Raw genomic sequence first — 20,967 nt, 5'->3', positions numbered from 1 at the left:
TCTGAAAGTGAAGGGGCAAAAAACAGAGAAAATTAGCTGTTTTCTGTAGGAAAAATAGGGCAAAAAGGTGTGTTTTTTGACACTTGGAGGTTTTGTCAGCGTTTGCAAAACCCCTAACGTATCAGTTTACAGTACTGAGAAGGGGAAATTCCATGGATTTTCTTGAACTGGGTCTTGAAACTCCTAAAATTGACGTAACCCACCAGTATATAAACCTGTGTCGGCGTCTTTTCTCTCTTTTCGAACATCAGTCTGGCCTTTTCGATACGCAGCTCAACAAGGTAATTATACGGCGTGGTGCCAAACTCGGTTTTGAAGGTGTCGATCAGGGTCTTTTCGGTAATATGGAAAACTTTCATCAGCAAGGCGTTGTTCAGCTCCGGGTTGGCATAATTCCGGTCAATATAGTCCTTTATCAGATGGACACGCTGTGCCAGTTTGTCCTCCAACAGGTTAAGGTAATGGTACATGACCCGTTTTGCATCCCTCAGCAGATCTGCTTCGAAGTCCCTTCCCTTTTCCTCCCTGAGTCCAAAGAGTTTCTTTAAACCTATTTCCATACCTTTGGTGATGGTACACGTGGGCAGGTATCCGAAAGAGGTTTCGCTATTGTACATATTTTCCAGAAAAGGTTCCAATCTCGGGTAGTGCTTGATGTTCTTGGCGATCCATTCTGTCCTGGGCAAGATATAGCATAACCTGTGCTTTCCTGCCGGCAGCGAGAACGTGAACCTGCCTTCCCGGTTGTAGGTGGCATAGCACGTATTTCCCGTTGCTTCGGCAATGGCTTCCCCACCGCCGGTGCAGAAGGACATATTCCCTTCGAGCATCACGAAAAGGAAAAGGCTGGCCTCCTTTATCAGGAAATCAGCAACCAGTTCGGTATGCAGGTCAATATCCATAACTTCGACAAAGAAGAGGTAGTGACTGTAGAATTGACGGACGGAGATTCCCTCCTGAAAGATAAACCGTTCTGCCTGGGCATAGGTCAGGCAGTCCCCGCACCAGCGGGGAATATTCCCTGTGACATCGGTCACCGTCACACGTGTCCTGAACTCAACATCGAAACTCCTTTGCATACTGTTCAGACAAAACTGAGGTTAAAACCATTAAACTAATATTTTTTAATCTGTTTTTCAAATTTTTTCGACGAAATGAGGTTTTACCACCTTGAAATGCATTTTGAACACCACGAACGATATCTCTGGTTGTCAGAATCCAACTATATCTTTAGGATCGGCTATATTTTCTGTCTATACTTTTACTGATAAATATACAGACCATGCTTCCATCAAGGTTTATTTAAAGCAATAATTATGTAACCGTTTTTGGCATTTTGGTAGGTTAAATATTTCCGCGTCCCTTTTTTATTGGTTAGCTTTAAGGTTCGATTGAATATGTAGACCTAAAATATCCCGGGATATGAAAAAGACCGTACTGTCAATTTACCATGGAAAGAAAGGAAAACAACGTTCCCCGATAACCTTTCATTTTCCCGAGCCTGATCCGAGAGGCAGCGTTCATATAGGTAAGCTTAGCGATGCGGGAAAGGGCTGGCAGACCAGATCACTGAGTGCTGCCGGGATCGGCCGGCTGTTCTGCTACAGGCAGTACACGGTTACCCAGCCCGCAACATTCATCACCGAACCTTCCGAGCCGGCCATCTGTCTTCGGATACATGTAGGAAAAGGCGCGGCTTTCGGCTATCAGGAAGAGAAAACACGTTTGCAGCTGGACTTTATGGACAACCGGATCTTCTGGCAGGGAGACCGCATTACCGAGAACCGGCTGATGGAAGACGAGCATACACTGGTCGAACTTTACGTCCGACCGGAATGTCTTTCCCATCTGGCAGATAGAAAGGCCGTCATGGATATCATCGATCAGTCACTGACCGAAAGGAACGGCCCCATTGACCAGTATGTGTTCAGCGGCTCAGGTGAACTGGATAGTTTTCTCTGGAACATGCTGGAAGAAATCGACACGAAAAGCACCTCGGTAGAGCGTTTTCATTATCTATGCGACTGCCTGTTGCTGATGTGTCTCGGCGAAAAGGTGGAGGTAGAGCCCCGGCCGGATACGGAAGAAGAAGAACTATCCGAAGAAGACAGCGCCGGCGATAGGCGTTACGAACCATCTCCGTCCGAGCAGGAAATATTGTCCGAACTGGAAGGAAAGGACAGAAACGGACTGCTCGGGGAACTCCATACATTACGGGCTGAAACGGACAGGTTGAAACAGACCGTGAGGCGGGAACGTGAGCTTGGCAAGGAGGTGAAGGGAGTCGCCGAAGCGATCAGCAGGCTTCCCCACGAGAAACTGGGGAAGGAATATATGAAGGCAGCATATCTTCTTGCCGGTTGGCACAAAAGTAAAAAGATACCTGCCAAAAACAGGAAGATCCTAAAACAGGCCATCGTAAGTTCCTGCGAAAGTGCATTCGCACTGCGCTCGCCTGCTATGGAAGAGATGGATTTTTATGTGGAATGGTCGGGCAGGCCATATATCTCGGCTCCGATGGGGGCCGATATAATGACCGACCTGTTATCGCTGTTCCTTCCACCGGGCGCTCCCAAACTGACTCCGATGGACGAAACACTGCGGAGCGGAAACCTGCTGTTGGAACAGATCAGGGAGGCCTTTGGATTCAAGAGTATGTCCGAGATAAAAGGAGAGACAGCACAGGACAGACCGAAAGAGGTCGTTGAGCTTTACCAGAGGCTAATGGACCACTTCTGCGATACGCTGGATCTTGGAAAAGAGGGAGAGATACTGCGGAGCGATATCGTCCGTGAACTGGATGCCGCTTACCAGCAAAACGACCTGCTGACGCTGTTACAGATAGAAGCTGAAAATCTTGCCGGGGATCCGGACTATATCGGCCGGCAGGACGATGAAAGGCTCCGGTGGCTGATCGTCGGCCTCCGTTCAGACAGGGACAATTATAGGGTGATGTTGGAGGAAATGGAAGAGAGTCCGGCCTACCATGAGCTACAGAGGTTTCATCGCCTTGGGGATGACATGGAGAAATTCCGCCGTCACCTGGAACGCGATCTAAAAAAGATGATCCCGGTCAGTGATGAATTCTCATCGCTCCTGGTCGATATCACCGAACATCCGTCAGCGGGCAAAGCGATGATGCTGGCTGAAAGTCTATTGGCGAGCAGGCTGGAAGAGTGATCGACGAATGATATCCCGGATGAAGTTTCGTATATCGGAAGGTGTTGATGTCCTTTAATAGTTATCGCCGCTTGCGGCTACACCTCGTTTCGGCCCAAACGGCCGAGACATCTTTTTGTAATATGAGGTTCAATTGACCAAGATCGAAGATGTTTAAAACAACAAAAGCCTTGGGTCAACTTTAATCTATCGACAGATATCACGTTCGGCATGTATTGTTGTAGCGAACAATCAATTCTGAACGTTATATCATCATATGATGATTAAAATTGATTTTAAACCTATATATCAGTTCAATGAAAAATTTTCTTGTTATTATTTCGCTGGTTACGCTCCTGGTTGGATGCACTAAAAGTGAACAGTGCCGTTCTGCCAAGATCGGAACGGAGTCTATGGAAACACTGTATGGATGCGAGCATACCGAACGGTCTTTAGGGATAGACCTGAAGGATAACCATTCTATTATCCGCTCTCAGGCACAGTTCGACGACCTGGTCACGGGCAGTTGTGCGGATGAATTGGATTTCGAAAAATACGATCTGATCATCGGTAAAAAACAGCTAAGCAGTGGAGTCGAAAAAATTGACTACGACTATTCCAGAGACTGTAACGGGAAATATACACTGAATGTTAAAATTAAGATGAACCTAACATCGGAAGCCCCCAACATAACCTTTCACGCACTGGTTCCCAAACTTGGAGCGGCAGAAACGGTAATCGTTACTGTAGAGGCCAATCATTGATCCCGCTATTGGTACAAAATCTTAAATATATGGGAAAGTTATCAATCTCTATCATATCAGCAAGCTTAATACTGGGCTGTGGGCAGGGCCATAATAGCAGAGACCATGGAGCGTCCCGTACGAACCGTACAACGGTTCAGGAGCCGGACAGTACAGATAAGACGGTAGAGTTAACCGCCCTGCCAGAAACCCTAAAAATATCGACATTGCCTGGTAGCATGACGGTAAAAATAACCAATAATACGAACGATACCATTACTACCGGACTGCATTTCTGTATCGAAAGGTTTGAAGCAGATCGATGGAAGGTTGTCTCCCCAAAAGATATCGAGTTTCCCGACCTTGGCTGGCGGATAGTGCCCGACGGTTCCGAAACCTTCACAAAGAAACTCTATAAAGACCGGATCCATTACACCGCAGGCAGATACAGGGTCGTGAAACATTATTTAAAATCTGACTATATGCAGACGCGTAAGAGCTTTGAAATTTTTGCAGAATTTGATATCCGGGAGTAATATTACCTTACTTAAAATTTCGAACCTATGCCTGCGAAGATGCTTGCACCGTAAGAAACCACGGGTTTCTCAAACATCTTGAAAAAAGTTCAGGGTATACAAAAATAGTGATACACCCTTGTCACCTAGTTTCAGAAACTTTCTTCTTTTCGAAATAGTGATATCAAAATATAGACATATCTATTGTAAGTTCTATTGATCCATTAGGGTGATCGGAACCCCTTTAAATCTTTGAAAATCTGCTTATCTTAGAACCCAACGGAATAGAGCAGGGAAATCGGATCGGACTGCCAATATTCACCCGTATCGATATCTATAATGCTCAGACGTCCGGTACCACCCGCGCCCGTGTCCATGTTGACAATATTAAAAGCTCGCATCGGATGGTCCGAACCCCAGTTGGTCGTTGGGGTGTGCCCGATATAGATCTCTTTGAACGGTGTTTCCATCCGGAATCCACCGTTCCCGTTCCCGATTTCCCGATAGTCCATAGCTTCAGACCAGAGCATCCTGTCCCAATAATAGGTGTTTGCCGGCTGTCCGATAAAAGGAGCGTACCTGTCAAACCCTCCATGTACGAAGCACCTGTTTTCCTTATCAATATGATAGGGTTTCTGGCTGCTGAAAAATTGCCTGTGCGCCGCAGGTATATCGGAGGAATTCAGGGAAGTCTTATAGCCGCTTCCCGAAGGAAAACAGACACCATTGCCCCCGGCACACCGAAGGTAGGACATAACGGTATCCTTTCCTCCATGGTTCCAATAATGAGGATGGAAATCGGTCTCGATGAATTCCCGAAGCCAGACGTCATGGTTCCCAGCGATTGCATAAGGTTCTCAATTTCCAATAGTTCTTCCACACACTGGTAGACTCCGTCCCGTCCATCGGCAACGTCACCCAACTGAATGAGGGTATCATTTCCGTGATCAAATCCGCAGCGTTCCAGACATTGCTTCAATGCCAGGTGGGACCCGTGAAGGTCTCCCATGACCAGGGTTCTGCCAGAGCTGAAATCCCCTTTTACCGTTTTTGTATCCATAATTCTTTCCATTCTAAATTTACGGTTTTTTGTACGGTTATGCCAGTTTTAGGGGCAATTTCTCTGACCGTTCCTTCAATCCTGATATTATTGTTGCGTCCCCGTAATTATGATCAGATTTCGGCCTATTAATCAACGAAGTCCAAGTGCTCGATTAATCTAGAAGATTGGGCAACTTGTTTATTGACTCCCTAAGAACAGAGATAAAACACTGTATTTGCCCAGTGACTGCACAACAATAACCCCTTGCTTGACATATTAAAAGAGATTGGCTAAATTGAATGTCAGTTTCATCTAACAAAAGGACATGGCCATCAAGCAACAGCGGAAAAAATACAGTGGGGCAAAGCACGACAGGGAACGCACCATGAACAAAATGATCATTTCAGTGGGAAAGGTCCTCGAGGAAAAGGGATATACCGGACTGACAGTCAGCAACATTTCAAAATGTGCGGGCGTGGACCGAAAGCTTGTGACCATGTATTTCGGATCGGTGGAAAAACTGATCGAGGCTTATTTTATGGGCAAGGACTATTGGTCCCCTGCTACCATTGGAGCAATGGAGTTCTTCGGGAACACTCAGAAGTCCGGATCAAGGGAATTGCTGGAATCGCTGTTACTGACCCAGCTTATCCTACTTCAAAAAAATAGAGAATTGCAAAAGATTGTTGCCTGGCAGATCTCTGAAAGATCGGAACTCATGGCACATGTTGCCCGGGAGCGGGAAAAGATGCTCGCACTGTTCTTTACTTTCGCCGACAGGGAACACAGGGAGAAGGATCTGGATCTTCGGGCGATTTCAGCAATACTGCTTTCGGGGATCAATTACCTCGTCCTGCATTCAGTAAATACCAACAGCACGATCTGTGAGATAGATGTCTCAACAAAGGAAGGAATGGACAGGATCAGGGCAGCGGTAAGCAAGATTTTGGAATGGACCTATTCCGCCAGGTAAGCTCCAGGACAACTATGAGGTAAGCTTTATGGTAAGTCTGTCAAACATAGGATCGGATCGGGTCTCTGTCCGTCCATCGGAGGCAACAGTTGATCTTTTCAGGTCTTGATACTATATCGTGCCCCCGGGAGGATCGGTTTTACCGATATGGGGCCCTTGGACAGGAAAATACCGGAACGGGTCCTCGTGGATCCATTAAATGGTCCGTAATGAGGTCTGTGAAAGTCCGACCTATGCAGAACTGTGGTTGTTCAAAAGGTTGGGAAAGGATATCGATAAATTCAGGAAAGCACTGGCGTCAAGGACTGACGTCTATGTACTTAGGTCGGACTGGCTAAGGGGAACTGGCGTCAGCTCCTCCCAGTGCAGAGGGGATAGTGAACCTTGCCAAACACATATTGCCCGGGGGTTGTCCAGCTATTATAAATACATCTCACTGCCGCCCCTATGGCGGCCGTAGCTTAATCATGTGTTCCGTGGATGGCCTCCACACTTTTGCGGCCTGCCTCGCTCCGCGCAGGCTCTTGCCCTATCGGGCGCTGTATTTAGGGTAAAAGGGGCCTGATATTTCAACCGTTCCGATGTATAGGGCTTAGCCGCGAAGCCTTGACCCATCGACTTCATTGCCTTCACCAATAGTGCAGCACTATATATAGAAATAAATAACACGAGTTTTAATACTCTGAGGCTTTTTACTACTTTTAAACTATTGTTAAATCCAAAATACAGATTCATCATGAACAAAGCAGATCTGATCAACCACATCGCGGGGGAAACGGGACTCACTAAGTCGCAGGCCGAAAGCGCCGTTAACAGCTTTACAGGCGCAGTCTCCAAATCATTGTCGAACGGGGAAGCGGTAACGCTTATCGGTTTCGGAACTTTTTCCGTAACGGAACGCTCCGCCCGTACCGGGCGCAATCCGCAGACCGGAGCTGCGCTGAAGATCGCGGCCAAAAAGCTACCTAGGTTTTCTGCCGGAAAAGCCCTGAAGGACGCGGTCCATAAGCCCGACAAAAAGAAGAAATAACGTGTCGAATTTTATAAAGGGTGACCCGAAGGGTTGGCCTTTATCAGCTATACGAAGGCAACGGATAACGTATTTTTCTTTAGATCGCCAACAAACTTTGCTTTACTTTGCCGATGGCTTCACGAACCAAATTATAGCGAGATTATCGCTTTTATTTTGAATATTACCGTTTCTTTTTTGTATTTTTGATATGTAAGATTTGTAAATATCTGCATCAAACAAAAGGTTGGTAATTCGGTGCGTATCCCGACAACTACCACACAAGATACTGAAAATTAGACCGTTAAGAATTGAGTTCGATTCCCCTACGGGCTACTTTTTAATACATCAAAAAATATTGAAACGCTGCAAATCAGATATTTGCAGCGTTTTTTTGATCAAAACACCAAAATATGCGCCAATTCGCGATAAAAAATGAGCATGCTCCTGTGGTGAAATGTTTTCTTTCATTTTTTCTTCCATAAATTATGTTTACTCCGAAGAACCATAAATTCCTCTTTTGTCCGTTTCTTTTTTACGAACATCCGGATTTTGATTTATGCTAGCTTTTCCCTTAAAACTTATTCGTTCCGTTGGGTTGTAATACATAATTAAAGGTATAGTGCTGTTTTGGCCACTTCTCATTCCGGGTAGGGATATCGGCAAAATCAGCAGTGGCTATATCAGGATTTCCTTTGTAATAACCAATCATTTCTATTTTTGCATACCTACCTTTTGCTGTCTTTACTACGATAAGTATTCCTGGTTTCATCAGTATAGCATGGTTCGGAACAGTTTGCGAGGTTGTGTTTGTGTAATATGACCCATTGCCTGTGATGCCTGAGGCGCTGTACCCATCTTCAGGAGCGGTCATATAGGAGGATAAAATACCCTCTACCATTTGGCCGCTTGCGCCGTTACCAAAACTAATTGTTGCACCGGAGAATTTGATATCCCAGTCTTTCGAACTTTCCTCGACTTCTTTCTTCTGTTCTAAACTGAAACACACATGCCCTTTATCCAAACCGTTAAGGTCTTTGATGGCAACCATCTCCAGCACATTGTCACCGTCGTCGGGAGCCGGGTCATTTTTCTTGCTACATGATGTAAAAATAAGACCAAGGATAAGTGCAAATAAACCCGTTTTTTGAAAAATGTGATGTTTAATCATTGCTTTGTTATTTTTATATAATTTATTTAATGAATTACTTTGTTCTATAAGATGCACCGATGAAAAACATTCTTCCCGGCATGGTAGCGACCCCTGTATGTCTGATATTTCCTAAATTTTCCGTGGATAACGATACGGAAAAACGCTTGTTGAAAAACGATTTTACGGCAGAGGCATTGAACATGGAATAACCTGGAGCGTACTCTTCGTCCAAGTTCAAGATACCGTTGCCGTCAATATCCCGCACTCCGAAACGGTTGCGGTATGCCCAGCGAAAGGTAATGTCCAAATCAGGCTTGGTCCAATTGTAGATAATGCTTGTATTGGCCGTATAGCGGGAACGATTGAGCAAACCGCCATATTCGCCAGGCTTCACTAATCGGCTACTCCCTGTCTTCGCATCCCGGGTATAATAGCCTCTGCCTTCATTAATGGCGTCCCGCACATCTCTATTGACTGCATCCAAGTATTGAATTCCGGTCTTGATATGCAGGGTTCGCCATTTGTAGCCTACATGGGCTTCCGCACCCTGTATGATAACATTCTCCTGGTTGGAATACGTGTAGACCGACCTACCATTGGTCTTGGTAGCTATTACAAAGGTTTCGATAAGGTTGTTGACATGGTTTCGGAACAGGCTTATTCCGCCGTCAAAACCTGTTCCCGGATGTAGTTTAATCCCCGCCTGATAGTTCCATGAGCGTTCCGCATCCAGTGCTTTTATCAGTGAGGGATCGTACAGTACTTCGGCTATTTCGCCTGCTTCTACCAATCGGTTCAACTTGTACGCCGCGTCTTCTGCTCCAAACACGCTATACCCTTGTGTGGGATTTGTCCAGTTGAGATAAAGCTCCCTGAAATCGGGTGCTTTGAAACCACTTCCCATAGTACCATGTACCGTTAGCCATGACAAAGTTTTGTACTGTGCCGCCAGCTTGGGGCTGAACTGTGAAGCATATACATTGTGGGCATCAAAACGCACTCCGGCAATGAAGTTCAGGCGATCGGAAATTCGCACATCAGCCTGCGCATAAGCAAATCCGGCGATGAATTCTTTTTTATCTTCGTAGCGTACCGCTTTTAACCATTCATCGGTAATTCCTCCACCTGCTGTTACCACCACTCTATCGTTGATCTTATAATCGTGCTGCAACTCCGCCCTTGTAAAATTCTGATCGAAATAGTCGTGGCTGTAAAGGTTTCCGTCCTCCGTGATGCTGATCCGAGTGTCCGTTTTATAAAAAGATTGGTTGAGCCTCAGAAAAGTGGTATGCATGTCGGAATAGCGGTACATCGCACTAGGTGTAATAGCGATGTCCCTTCGTAGGAATTGTGATGTTACCTGTTGGTCGTTACTGCCTGTGTTGGTTATGTAATGGTCTTGGGCGTGTTCGTCGTTGTATTTAACACCGATTTTCAGCTCCAGTTTCGGTGTCATGTTATAATCCACTTTCACATTTCCGGTGTATCCATGGAAAGGTGGCACCGTGTTGGATGAATTATCACGGGCATAGTTGTAGCCACTGCTGCTAAAGCGATTAAATGCGCCGTAGACAGAAGTTTTATTCCCGCCTATGCTGCCGTCCAATGACATATCGAGAGCATTGTTCGTGCCATACCGTACCGAAGTACCCATCCGGCTGCCCCTTAAAGGCTTTTTGGTAATGATATTGACCACTCCGGCCATCGCTTCCGAACCATACAGCGAAGATGACGGCCCTTTCAAAATCTCAACACGTTCCACATTGTTCATGGTAATGCGTGAAAGCTCCAATGTCCCCGATGATCGGCCGATGACGGGTTCTCCATCTATCAAGATCAGCGTATACTTAGCTTCAAATCCCTGGAGTTGTATGCCTGTCCCGTGGTCTTCGACAAGTATGATGGTGGGCTGTTCGGCAAGTACCTCGTCCAGCCGTAACATCGCTTTCTGCTGTATTTCTTCTTTGCCAATAATGGTTACAGGCAAAGGAATATCATCCACATTTTTTTCGGTACGGGTGGCCGTAATGACGACCTCACCCAGACCAACGGCATTTGCTTCCAGCACAAACATCGGAAAATGGTCTTTGTCGAACAGGTTTTCAATGGTTTTGCTTTCGTAGCCCATCATACTGATACGGATGGTATATATACCTGCCGGAGCAGCAAAGCGGAATATACCGCTTTCATCGGTTATGGTGCTTTGGTTCTGTCCGACAAGTTCGACCGTTACCCCCTGTATAGGTTGTTTGCTCGTATTGTTCACTTTACCTTGTATAGCTGTCGAAGTCTGTCCATAGAGCTGGTTGCTGAATAAGAAGAATACCGTACCTATCAGCAAAATGTATTGCTTTGTATCGAATAATATTGACATAGATGATAAATGGTTATGATTTTGTTGAATTGTACTTTTTTGGTTTCCGTCTGACATTTCGCTGAAACCATATTATCGTTCCACTGACCACGAGATAAGCTGCAAACAAGGTTGCCGAAAAGGCAATAATCCTACCGGGTAGACCACCTATCTGACCTGAATGAATATTATAGTTCATGGCCTTTAGCTTATCCGCAGTACTGTTGTCCGCTGTGTAGCTACCATGGAGTAATTCACCATCCTTCGGATTGAAATAGAGGATTTCCCGTTGCCCCAGACGGTTTTCGTATTTGGCAATGAACATAAAAACCCTGTCTTCAGACCTTGGAAAAAAAAGGCTTACTTCTTTCACTTCGGGGAATTTGCCAAGAGTGTAGTCGAGGGATTTCTGGATTTTTCCCACCTGCCGTACTGCTTCTACAGGCTTAGGCATGACCCGTTGTGTAGTCGGAGAGCCTGTCAACCAATATACGCTGTTCTCGAACCATTTAAAGGACATCATCATGCCGCTCATGCAGATGAACAGGAAGAAAATGGAAGTATAAAAACCTGCGTTTTTATGCCATTGGAAATTTACCAGCTTCCATCTTCCTTCTAACGGAAGCTGTAAGGCTTTACGCCATGTACTGCGGACAGGCCACCACAGCCATAGTCCGGTTAGTATCAGCGGTACACAAGCAAATGTCGCCCATCCTACAATTGTGCCACCCACGTTACCAAGCCCCAATTGGGTATGCAGTGACCAAGCCATCAAAAAAGGGTCTTTCTTGGTATTCTTTATGCCTAACACTTCGCCCGAATAGGGATTGATATAAAGCAGGTGCTGCCCAACCATATAGACCCTGACCGATTTCTCGGGATCATGGCTTATCACAATTTCCCTTATTCTAGTTTTGGAATGATGTGAAGAAGCAATAGATGCTATGCTGTCAACTGATAGCCGTGTTGTATTTTTGGGAACACTGACCTTTAAAAGATGTGGATAAAGTACACTTCTAATCTCGCGCTGGAACGAGTACACGCAACCGCTCAATGCGACAATGATAATGACTATACCCACCAATAGTCCTGTTATGCCGTGTATTTCTCTTATTATTCTCTTTAACTTTGACACTCTTTAGTAATTTTTATTCCTAACCCGTAAAACTCTTGCACATATTTTTCTATTTTATGATTTCTTCTCTAATTAACTCGAAAGTCGATTCCTGTGTTCTTTGATCGCAGTACTCTTTCCCGAACACTACAAGTTCTACTGTGGCCTGCCGGAGCTCTAGTAGGATCTCGTCCTTGTTGAGGTCGGTGTCACCGGAGAGGTGTAATAGATAATATATAACACGCTTCAATAGATTTTCTGCTTCGGGGAGTTGTCCCAATTCGATATAGGTATTGGATAGGTTATTACAGGAAATGATATAGAGCTGCATATAAGGTATTTCCAGTCGTAAACAAGCCTCCCGGTGATCGTTCATGACCTCCGCCCGGTACAGAGCCTCTTTATATCCTGCCAGTGCCTGTTTGAACTTTCTGTTCTGAAAAAGTTCGTTGGAAGATAGCGTCAACTGTTCCCAATATGATTCAATATGTCTCATACATGTCTTACTCTTATATCCCTCCTTTTACCCCAAAGCCACATCCAGTGTCATCATGACCAAAAACCCGAAGATAAAACCGATGGTGGCCACATCCGAATCCTTGTTCTGCTGCGCTTCAGGGATAACCTCCTCGATCACGACAAATATCATTGCCCCGGCAGCAAAAGCCAGTGCATAGGGTAATATTGGTGTGAATGTGGTCACGGCCATTGCGCCTAAGACGCCGGCAATAGGTTCCACTACGGCAGATGCCTGTCCGTACAGAAAGCTCTTCTTACGGCTCATTCCTATCCTTCTTAACGGCATGGCCACTGCAATCCCTTCCGGAAAATTTTGCAGTCCGATACCGAGAGCTAGCGCTACGGCACCGCCAATACTGGCTTCTGGAATACCGGCAGCCACTCCGCCAAAGAGTACGCCCACCGCCAGTCCCTCGGGGATATTATGCAGGGTAATGGCCAAAATCATCAATGTTGTCTTCTGCCAGGAAGTCTTTACACCCTCTACCTTTTTGAAGTTCACATGGAGGTGGGGTAGCATCTTATCGATACCATAAAGAAACCCTGTGCCGATCAGAAAGCCTATAATGGCTGGAACAACCTGTACAAATCCCTCCCCTTCGCTCATATCGATGGCGGGGATCAGCAGACTCCAGATACTGGCAGCCACCATGACACCACCGGTGAAGCCCAGCATGCCGTCCATTACATTGTTATTCATACCTTTGAAAAAGAAAACAAGCGCAGCACCTATGGCCGTGATCAGCCAGGTAAAAAGTGTAGCGTACAGTGCTGCCCATACAGGGTCGATACTTTCTAAATATTGGACGGTGGTTTCAAGCATTTCGATGTTATCTTAGATTAAATTCCTGTTTGCAAAATCCCAGTTTACGATATCCCAAAAGCTTTCCAGTAATTTTTTTTCGTTCTCCAATAGTTCTGTCGCGTATTCCATTTTTACTGTTAATCCTGTTTTTATAAAACTTAACAATACAAAAGTAATAAGTTTGTTTGAACTAACAAATATAATGAACAAATAAATTAGTTAACACTAACTTTCTGCATCGAAATGTCCACGGATAATGGTTTTTGTAAGTCAGTCAGATACCATCACACTAATTTTAACTTAGGTAAACAAATAACTTAGTATACTGATTTAATGAATTAGTGGTCACTAATAAATAAATTTATTTATGGACATAGGGTTTCTCGTCTTTTGTCTATTTTTGACTTATGATTTCGCACACGGAGGAAAACTATCTAAAGGCTATGTTCGGCTTTATGGACGAACAGGGAGAAATAACGGTCAATGAGCTTAGTAAACACCTTTCCATCAAAATGCCTACGGTCAATGGTATGATGAAACGGCTTTCAGAGAAAGGGCTTGTCCATTACGAAAGTTATAAGCCCTTAAAACTAACAGAAGAAGGAAAAAAATTGGCAGCACTTGTTATCCGTAAGCACAGGCTGACAGAGATGTACCTGGTTGAAAAGATGGGTTTTGGATGGGAGGAAGTTCATATTATCGCTGAACAGATAGAGCATATACAATCGCCGGAATTCTTCGATAAAATGGATGAACTATTGGGCTACCCACAGCACGACCCCCATGGATCTCCTATACCTGACAAGGGTGGAAAAATAAAATCTAGAAAACTGGTGAGACTTGCTGAATGTGCCCCGGAAGATACTGTTATACTTGCAGCAATTGCAGATTCTTCAGAGGAACTTTTGAAGTTCCTTAACCATAGGAATCTTAAATTAGGAACGGAATTGACAGTCGAATCGATTGAAAGCTTCGATAAGAGTATGGTTATAAAAACGTCAACTGACAAATCCCAGGTCTTAAGCAATCTAGTAACGGAGAAATTACTTATGGAAAAAGAGTAGATATTTAGAAAGATCATAGAGAAAATATTAATTCTCTTCAATTTTGTTGGTATTTCTTCTATCCTAGGGTTACAGAATTCGATCACCTTGTATTTATCTTGTTCCATGACAGGTTATTACGGCGTTATCACTTTTCTTTTGTAAAACTGCCCTCCTGCTTGGCGACCCGCCCATCGCGGTCCTCCAAGATAACTTTCACCTTGTACGTGCCGGGCAGAGCTGATTTAAGGTCGATATGTTCATGGAAGTGTGCCTCGACTTTATGCCGTATACTTTTTTCCGTGAATTCATAACTGTTCTTCCACGTCATTCCCTCGATAACAACAGTAATTTTTTCTACCTGTTTGGCAGCGGAAATATCTGCCGCCAGATGTAGATCATCTTGTCTGCCATTTAGACCTATTTCCAAATCCGCTATCCACGGAAAAGAACCGTCCACACTCAGCTGGATGTCTGTTATATTGTTGATTTCTGAACCGTCCTTCAGTATTGCAAAAAGCCCAACTTCATATTTTCCGATATGGGCTGTACCCGGAATGCTCACCTGTTTTTCAAACTTGAAGTGATTGTTGTTGTGAAATAGCTCCGACGGTACCGGATATATATATTCCCAATTGCCTCCGGAAACAGGTTTTAAATGTAACCACAGGGAATCCACCCCTTTTCCACCGTATATATTGGCCTTCAGCGGAATGGACTGTCCTACGAAAAATTGTTTCTCACCGTCTGTCTGTTCCCACAGCCACTTGATATTCGGCTGAGTCTGGCTACAGGCCTGCATAATTAGCATCATGGCCGGTATAATGTACTTTGATAAATTTTTCATGTCTAGCTGGCTTTATCTGTGTTTATATAGACCATGCAAATCGTTCTTTTTAATGGGAAATATTTTTTAAAAACAGGATGTACGGTAAAGGGCTCGATAATGGTCGCCGGTAGAGTGAGCCCGGTACATTCAATAATTAATTCGTCAAAGCTAGTGGCCTGTTGGTGTAGTATCTCTAAGGCGCCATAAAGATCATCATTCAGCGTGCAGCATAGACAGCCGTTCTGTAATTCGATGAGCTGGTCATAATTATTGGATACAAGCTTGCCGTCTACATTAATTTCCCCGATTTCGTTTTCGATGATAGCATAACGTTTCTCCGGATTTTTTGCCATCAGGGTATTGAGAAAAGTAGTCTTTCCTGATCCTAAAAAACCGGTCAATACCGTTACCGGACGTATCTCTTTCTCCTGCATTATTTTATTGTTTTACGAAGCCCTCATATCTTAAAAATAACTCCTTTACCGACATCTCGGGGTAACATGCTAATGTCCATGGTGTTCTTTGCATCCTTTACATATCCCCGAAAACAGCAGCAGGACGTCGTCTATAGCATGGGCTGCGAGTTCGGTCCTGTAATATTCCGGTAAAGGACTCAGAGTCGTAATTCTTCCACATTCACGGCACCGAAAGGACGGACAAAGACTGATCTGTTCTCGGCAATAATAAAACCTAACAATACCGTCCACATCGACGACTTTTTGGATTAGCTGATTGTCGTAGAACACGTTGAAAGTGCGGTAGATCGTGACCCTGTCCTGTTTTTCATCAAAATGCTTGTGCATTTCGGTAAAGGAAAAGGATTTTCCGGATGAGATGAGTACCTCGAGAATTCTGACCCGTAACTTTGTCGGTCTGACGCCGTGTTTTTTCAATATGTCCACCATATCGGTCATAAGAACCTACTTTATGATGTCAAAAAATTCTTTTCTATAATCCTCCTTAGCGAACGCGCCCCCGTATTCGAGCGTTGTCGTCCGGCTATTCTCGTCTTTTACACCACGGGCCGACACGCAGAGATGTTCCGCATCTATTACCACAATGATGCTGTCCGTACCCAGCGCCGATCGGAGGGCATGGTAGATCTGAAGAGTAAGACGCTCCTGCACCTGTGGTCGGTGGGAATAGTACTCCACGATACGGTTGATCTTGGAGAGGCCGATGACCTTGCTTTCTGCTATATAAGCAATATGTGCCCGACCCACGATCGGCAAAAAATGGTGCTCACATGCCGAAGATACACGTATATCCTTTTCCACCAACATCTTTCTGTACCCGTATTTATTGTCGAAAGTTGACAACTTAGGTTTATTTTTGGGGTCAAGGCCATCAAACAATTCTTTGATATACATCTTAGCCACGCGGTACGGGGTGCCGTTTAGACTGTCATCGTCAAGGTTGAGCCCCAGCTCTTCCATGATACCGCGGAACAGTCCCGCTATCCGTTCGATCTTTTCTTCGTCCGATCGTTCAAAAGCATCCTGCCGTACCGGCGTATCCACAGATGTCATCATATGGGAGTCGCCGATCTCCTCTGCCGTAAGCAATGGTGTTGTTGTTTCAAAGTTCATCATAATAACTGCTTCATATTCTTCTCCCTTCCATTTTATTAAAAATCTTCCTGTACCAGCTGGTGGTTGACCATAGCTCCGGCAATATTACCCGTTGCCACCGCATACGCGACCGAACGTAGCATTCCTGAACAATCTCCGCAGGCAAATACACCGTTTACGGTAGTCTGCTGAAACTGATCCACCTTGATATGTCCCATTTCTGTCCGTTCACAGCCTAGGTCTCTATATATATCCGAATGCTGTTCAAAAAGAGGGGCGGCATACATTACCTCAAATGACAGAAAGCGGGCATCGGCAAGGACGACGCCCTTGATCTCACCGTTTTTCTGTAAGATAGACACCACTTTTTCCTGTTCAATGCCGATATTGTGCTTCTGTAACTTGGCGATCTGCTCTTTAGAAAAATCATCATTTCCATTGGTCAGTATGGTCAGTTCTTCCGTGAGGTTATTGACCAGTGAGGCGATATGGAAGCCCCGTTCTCCGCTGGCCATGATGCCTGTTTTTTTATCTCTGACCTCATAGCCGTGGCAATAGGGACAGTGTATGAGCGTCTTTCCCCAGCTTTCGGCAAAGCCTTGGATATCCGGCAGAACGTCCCGTACACCGGTGGCAAGTATCAGTTTGCGCCCGCTGTACAATGCACCGCCTTCTATCAGGACGCTGTAGCCGCCCGCCTGGGCAGAAGCACTGACAGCATGCCCCTTGCAGAATCTTACGGTCGGATAAGCCATAACTTGTGTCTTCGCTTTGTCCGTAATATCTGCAGGAATGGCTCCATCGTGGGTAATGAAATTGTGGGAATGCGGCGTGAAGCGGTTGCAGGGCTGACCATTGTCTATGATCAGCACATCGCGCAACGAGCGCCCCAACGCCATTGCGGCTGAGAGACCGGCATAGCTGCCGCCAATGATAATAACATCAAAATGTGTTTTTTCTTCCATATTCTTTCTTTTATCATGTCCACCAAAAGGGAAGTTCATTTTAAATGTTCTTTGGAAATTCATCTTTCCACCACGTAAAACGCCAGTCGTCCGCTTCCTCCTCGGTCAATAGACAGGCCTCGAGCTCAGCTATACATTTCTCTTTATCGATGTTTTGACCGATAAAGACCAGTTCATTTTTTCTATCCTCCCACTCAGGATGCCACCGTTTCAACAAGTCACTCCTGATCTCTGCATAGACGGGATATTGGTAGCGCATTTCTTCGGGCATGCTGCTCCACCAGGAGCCGGCGCTCTCCAATCTTACGCTACCGCCAGCTTGGCTGAAGCTGATAGCTATATCAGGGCGTGAAGCCATCCAGAACAGCCCTTTGGCACGGATAATACTATGCGGATAGTCCTCATTAAGGTATCTGTGCAGGCGCTGAGGATGGAACGGCCGTTGTGACCGGAAAACAAACGAAGATATACCGTATTCTTCTGTTTCCGGCGTATGCTCTGTTTCCAGCTCCCTTATCCAGCCTGCTGAGGCAGAGGCTTCCTCAAAATCAAATGAACCGGTTCCCATGATGTCCTTTGGGTCTACCTGGCCAAATTGCGTGCGGATAATTTTGGCGCCCGGATTGAGTTTGTGAATGGCCGCTTCCAATACGCCAAGTGTTTCGTCCGATACCAGATCCGCCTTGTTAAGAAGGATTACGTTTGCAAACTCGATCTGATCGGTCAACAGGTTGACGATCGTCCGGTTATCCAAATCGTCGTCTGTCAGTTCTCTATCCCAGAGCGTCTCGGCGCTGCCAAAGTCCCGGAAAAAGTTGAAACAGTCGACAACGGTCACCATTGTATCTATATAGCTGAACGAGGATAGATCGATACCATTGTTTTCGTCGACATAACTGAATGTTTGCGCCACGGGTATGGGTTCGGAGATCCCCGTGCTTTCGATCAGGAGATAATCGAACCGGTCTTCTTTTACCAGTCTTTCCACTTCCACCATCAGATCCTCGCGCAGCGTGCAGCAGATACACCCATTGCTCATCTCGACGAGCTTTTCTTCTGTACGAGACAGTACGTTTTCACGTTCGACCGCCTGTGCATCGATATTGACCTCGCTCATATCGTTTACGATGACGGCAACTTTTTTACCTTGCTTGTTATGCAGTACATGGTTTAGTAACGATGTTTTTCCGGCACCCAAAAAGCCACTTAGGACGGTAACGGGTAATTTCTTTTCTATGTTCATAAAGCTCTAATTTAAATTGCTGGAATGGAGGCACACCAAATCGGAATGTATGGGGCTGAATTTGTTGTAATCCTTTGAAAACAATTTTCCATTTATCGAAGGTTGTGTGGGAATAACTCCCCGAAGTCCTGTTTTTAACTCTTTTATTTTATGGTTCAGGTAATAAGAAAATAGTATAATATAGTGATTATGTCGTTGCCAAGAATTGAACATGTGTTTCTTGCGCTCCTGTAGATAGAGATAAAAATCATCCAATCCGCCGATGTTACGGAAATGTTGCTTGATCAACGCATCAAGTAAAATACAATTATCTATAGAGAGAATAAACGTAATTTCACGAATGCTATTTGTTTCTAAAAGTAATGCGATCTGCCCAATGGTATCTTTATCCAGCTTGACATTATTGCCCAATGTGGTATAAAAATAATTATGCCCCTCAAATCTGGAATTTATAACAGATTCAAGGTGGTCGGTAGGGCAGATCATATATAGACACTTTCGCATTACGCAGTCGGGTTCGGGCTATAAGGCAATGATGATTGGTGCAGGACGATCCGGATTTTACCATCATCGCAGATCTTGAACACAAAGCTTTTATTGACAAATATATGGCTGTCGTCGTCGCCGATAAAATGGACGTTGCATTGGACGATGGCGATATCACCATGCAAAATGTAATCCAGTTTGTTGAACCAGACTTTTACCCAAGGCTTTAATTTGAACCCCTTATCATAAGGAAAATTGCTGTTTTCACCGATAAAGTAAGCCAATGCCCCTTCTTTAGTCGGCCTGAACGTCTGTGGGCCAAAAGCTAAAGTCGGTTTGAATAAAACTTTACCATGGTCATAATCGTAGTTGTCGCTCAGTACTTTGTCTGCTGCTGCGGCAACGTCTCCTCCTTCTGCATGGACTTTTCCGATAAGCACTACATTGTCGCACCAGCGCTGTAAGGTGTCGATGACCATTTCTTCGTTAAATTGTTTTATTTCCATTACGGTTCTTTATTTTTTTATTGTTACATATTTCCTTTGATTTCGTATTCAACGACTACCTGTTGGAATCATTGCTTTATATGCTCCAGATGATCCTTACCGTACAGTTTGATAAATTTCTTGGTCTCGGGAAGCCCCTCGTCTTCATATACTGCCAGACGTTTACTAGCGAATTCCAATGTCAAGGGGATACCACATTTCTTTTCAATACAGATTTTCCAGTCGTCAAAATTTTGCGGAATGATGCTCATGTTCTCTCATTTTGATTCAAAAATAAGAATAAAATATTTAAACGCAATAATGTTGCATTAAATATTTATATTTGTGTTTCAACCATTAGTTATTCAGACATGCTAAAATTTGTATTCCTACTGACGTCGCTAATCGTTATTATATCGTTTTCATATCATGTGCGGGCGCAACAGAACCCTACTGAAATTCAGCATATCCAAGATCATAAACCGTTGATGAACAAAGTATGGGAGACGTTTGATATGCTGATGTACAAGGTGACCAAAGAGAACGGGAAAACGATCTATACACCACATTTTCCTCCACCATTGGCAGCGCTGGATGGAAAGACCGTGGAGCTGCAGGGTTACATGATTCCCATGAAGTCAGGCTTTAGGCATAATAGTTTTATGTTGTCGGTACTTCCGATCCAACAATGTATGTTCTGTGGACAGAATGGGATCCCCGCCATGGTGGAAATAATCCTTTCCAATGGAAAAAAGGAGCGGATGTCAGACCGGCCTATTACGATAAAAGGAAAAACGGTTCTGAACCGGCGGGTAAAAGACCGCTTGGAAATCTGGATAACAGATGCGGTCATCCTAAATGAAGCAGGGTAGGTCAGGTTAAAACAACATGGGCCGCCCCTTATTAGAGACAGCCCGGGTTAAACAATTTTTGCTTCGTCTTTAAGAAACGGATACGGCC

General features: G+C 44.8%; 24 protein-coding genes. 7 read left to right on the top strand and 17 right to left on the bottom strand.

Annotation, left to right across the window (positions count from 1 at the left end):
* Positions 1–113: 113 nt before the first annotated feature.
* Entirely contained in the window at positions 114–1,079 is a 966-nt protein-coding gene (locus tag H8B21_RS05320; RefSeq protein WP_190312710.1) for a helix-turn-helix domain-containing protein, read from the bottom strand.
* 343 nt (positions 1,080–1,422) lie between these two features.
* On the opposite strand from H8B21_RS05320, the gene H8B21_RS05315 reads away from it, so the two are divergent.
* The 3 genes from H8B21_RS05315 (at position 1,423) to H8B21_RS05305 (ending at position 4,438) form a co-directional block, all read left to right on the top strand.
* Complete coding sequence (locus tag H8B21_RS05315; protein ID WP_190312709.1) at positions 1,423–3,180, top strand: hypothetical protein; 1,758 nt, start codon at positions 1,423–1,425, stop codon at positions 3,178–3,180.
* Positions 3,181–3,476: 296 nt separating this feature from the next.
* Positions 3,477–3,923, top strand: a complete 447-nt coding sequence (locus H8B21_RS05310) for a hypothetical protein (protein ID WP_190312708.1) — start codon at positions 3,477–3,479, stop codon at positions 3,921–3,923.
* A gap of 29 nt (positions 3,924–3,952) precedes the next feature.
* Entirely contained in the window at positions 3,953–4,438 is a 486-nt protein-coding gene (locus tag H8B21_RS05305; RefSeq protein ID WP_190312707.1) for an immunoglobulin-like domain-containing protein, read from the top strand.
* 248 nt (positions 4,439–4,686) lie between these two features.
* On the opposite strand, the gene H8B21_RS20535 is transcribed toward H8B21_RS05305, so the two are convergent.
* Complete coding sequence (locus H8B21_RS20535) at positions 4,687–5,172, bottom strand: hypothetical protein (protein ID WP_223814849.1); 486 nt, start codon at positions 5,170–5,172, stop codon at positions 4,687–4,689.
* The gene (locus tag H8B21_RS20530; protein WP_223814848.1) at positions 5,100–5,477 is read right to left on the bottom strand and encodes a metallophosphoesterase; all 378 of its coding nucleotides are present in this window, start codon (positions 5,475–5,477) and stop codon (positions 5,100–5,102) included. The genes H8B21_RS20535 and H8B21_RS20530 overlap by 73 nt, the downstream gene beginning before the upstream one ends.
* A 307-nt stretch (positions 5,478–5,784) precedes the next feature.
* Between H8B21_RS20530 and H8B21_RS05295 the strand changes: the two genes are divergently transcribed.
* Entirely contained in the window at positions 5,785–6,432 is a 648-nt protein-coding gene (locus H8B21_RS05295) for a TetR/AcrR family transcriptional regulator (protein ID WP_190312706.1), read from the top strand.
* Between the two features lie 736 nt (positions 6,433–7,168).
* Positions 7,169–7,462: an HU family DNA-binding protein gene (locus H8B21_RS05290; protein ID WP_190312705.1), complete on the top strand. Its 294-nt coding sequence runs from the start codon at positions 7,169–7,171 to the stop codon at positions 7,460–7,462.
* A 553-nt stretch (positions 7,463–8,015) separates the two neighbouring features.
* Here the strand turns inward: H8B21_RS05290 and H8B21_RS05285 are convergent.
* The 5 genes from H8B21_RS05285 to H8B21_RS05265 are packed head-to-tail and all read right to left on the bottom strand — an operon-like array spanning position 8,016 to position 13,403.
* On the bottom strand, positions 8,016–8,612 hold the full coding sequence (locus H8B21_RS05285; protein WP_190312704.1) for an HmuY family protein: 597 nt from the start codon (positions 8,610–8,612) through the stop codon (positions 8,016–8,018).
* Positions 8,613–8,646: 34 nt separating this feature from the next.
* On the bottom strand, positions 8,647–10,968 hold the full coding sequence (locus tag H8B21_RS05280) for a TonB-dependent receptor (protein ID WP_190312703.1): 2,322 nt from the start codon (positions 10,966–10,968) through the stop codon (positions 8,647–8,649).
* 13 nt (positions 10,969–10,981) lie between these two features.
* Positions 10,982–12,082 carry a PepSY-associated TM helix domain-containing protein gene (locus H8B21_RS05275; protein ID WP_190312702.1) on the bottom strand — a complete coding sequence of 367 codons (1,101 nt, stop codon included), beginning with the start codon at positions 12,080–12,082 and terminating at the stop codon, positions 10,982–10,984.
* A 49-nt stretch (positions 12,083–12,131) separates the two neighbouring features.
* Positions 12,132–12,557: a tetratricopeptide repeat protein gene (locus H8B21_RS05270; protein WP_190312701.1), complete on the bottom strand. Its 426-nt coding sequence runs from the start codon at positions 12,555–12,557 to the stop codon at positions 12,132–12,134.
* 27 nt (positions 12,558–12,584) lie between these two features.
* Positions 12,585–13,403 (bottom strand): ZIP family metal transporter, encoded by an 819-nt coding sequence (locus tag H8B21_RS05265; protein ID WP_190312700.1) that lies wholly within the window; start codon positions 13,401–13,403, stop codon positions 12,585–12,587.
* 389 nt (positions 13,404–13,792) lie between these two features.
* Here H8B21_RS05265 and H8B21_RS05260 point away from each other — a divergent pair, with 389 nt between their 5' ends.
* Positions 13,793–14,449, top strand: a complete 657-nt coding sequence (locus tag H8B21_RS05260) for a metal-dependent transcriptional regulator (RefSeq protein WP_190312699.1) — start codon at positions 13,793–13,795, stop codon at positions 14,447–14,449.
* Between the two features lie 127 nt (positions 14,450–14,576).
* Here H8B21_RS05260 and H8B21_RS05255 read toward each other — a convergent pair whose 3' ends face one another.
* From H8B21_RS05255 to H8B21_RS05215, 9 genes are all read right to left on the bottom strand, one after another.
* A complete protein-coding gene (locus tag H8B21_RS05255; protein ID WP_190312698.1) occupies positions 14,577–15,275 on the bottom strand; it encodes a hypothetical protein in 699 nt (232 codons plus the stop codon).
* Positions 15,276–15,277: 2 nt separating this feature from the next.
* Positions 15,278–15,691 carry a CobW family GTP-binding protein gene (locus tag H8B21_RS05250; RefSeq protein ID WP_190312697.1) on the bottom strand — a complete coding sequence of 138 codons (414 nt, stop codon included), beginning with the start codon at positions 15,689–15,691 and terminating at the stop codon, positions 15,278–15,280.
* Positions 15,692–15,760: 69 nt separating this feature from the next.
* A complete protein-coding gene (locus tag H8B21_RS05245; protein ID WP_190312696.1) occupies positions 15,761–16,171 on the bottom strand; it encodes a Fur family transcriptional regulator in 411 nt (136 codons plus the stop codon).
* Positions 16,172–16,177: 6 nt separating this feature from the next.
* Positions 16,178–16,849 (bottom strand): GTP cyclohydrolase I FolE, encoded by a 672-nt coding sequence (gene folE, locus H8B21_RS05240; RefSeq protein ID WP_223814847.1) that lies wholly within the window; start codon positions 16,847–16,849, stop codon positions 16,178–16,180.
* 35 nt (positions 16,850–16,884) lie between these two features.
* Positions 16,885–17,856 (bottom strand): NAD(P)/FAD-dependent oxidoreductase, encoded by a 972-nt coding sequence (locus H8B21_RS05235; RefSeq protein WP_223814846.1) that lies wholly within the window; start codon positions 17,854–17,856, stop codon positions 16,885–16,887.
* Entirely contained in the window at positions 17,834–19,036 is a 1,203-nt protein-coding gene (locus H8B21_RS05230; RefSeq protein WP_190312695.1) for a GTP-binding protein, read from the bottom strand. The genes H8B21_RS05235 and H8B21_RS05230 overlap by 23 nt, the downstream gene beginning before the upstream one ends.
* A gap of 6 nt (positions 19,037–19,042) precedes the next feature.
* Positions 19,043–19,540: a hypothetical protein gene (locus H8B21_RS05225; RefSeq protein ID WP_190312694.1), complete on the bottom strand. Its 498-nt coding sequence runs from the start codon at positions 19,538–19,540 to the stop codon at positions 19,043–19,045.
* Positions 19,540–20,028 (bottom strand): hypothetical protein, encoded by a 489-nt coding sequence (locus H8B21_RS05220; RefSeq protein WP_190312693.1) that lies wholly within the window; start codon positions 20,026–20,028, stop codon positions 19,540–19,542. The genes H8B21_RS05225 and H8B21_RS05220 overlap by 1 nt, the downstream gene beginning before the upstream one ends.
* A 68-nt stretch (positions 20,029–20,096) precedes the next feature.
* Positions 20,097–20,279: a hypothetical protein gene (locus H8B21_RS05215; protein ID WP_190312977.1), complete on the bottom strand. Its 183-nt coding sequence runs from the start codon at positions 20,277–20,279 to the stop codon at positions 20,097–20,099.
* Between the two features lie 99 nt (positions 20,280–20,378).
* Between H8B21_RS05215 and H8B21_RS05210 the strand changes: the two genes are divergently transcribed.
* Complete coding sequence (locus tag H8B21_RS05210; RefSeq protein ID WP_190312692.1) at positions 20,379–20,879, top strand: hypothetical protein; 501 nt, start codon at positions 20,379–20,381, stop codon at positions 20,877–20,879.
* The last annotated feature ends 88 nt before the right edge of the window (positions 20,880–20,967 follow it).

Origin of the sequence: Sphingobacterium chuzhouense (genome assembly GCF_014692525.1) — a bacterium.
Classification (GTDB): Bacteria; Bacteroidota; Bacteroidia; order Sphingobacteriales; family Sphingobacteriaceae; genus Sphingobacterium; species Sphingobacterium chuzhouense.
The sequence above is the reverse complement of the archived record's forward strand: the minus strand, read 5'-3'. Positions and strand labels throughout refer to the sequence as shown.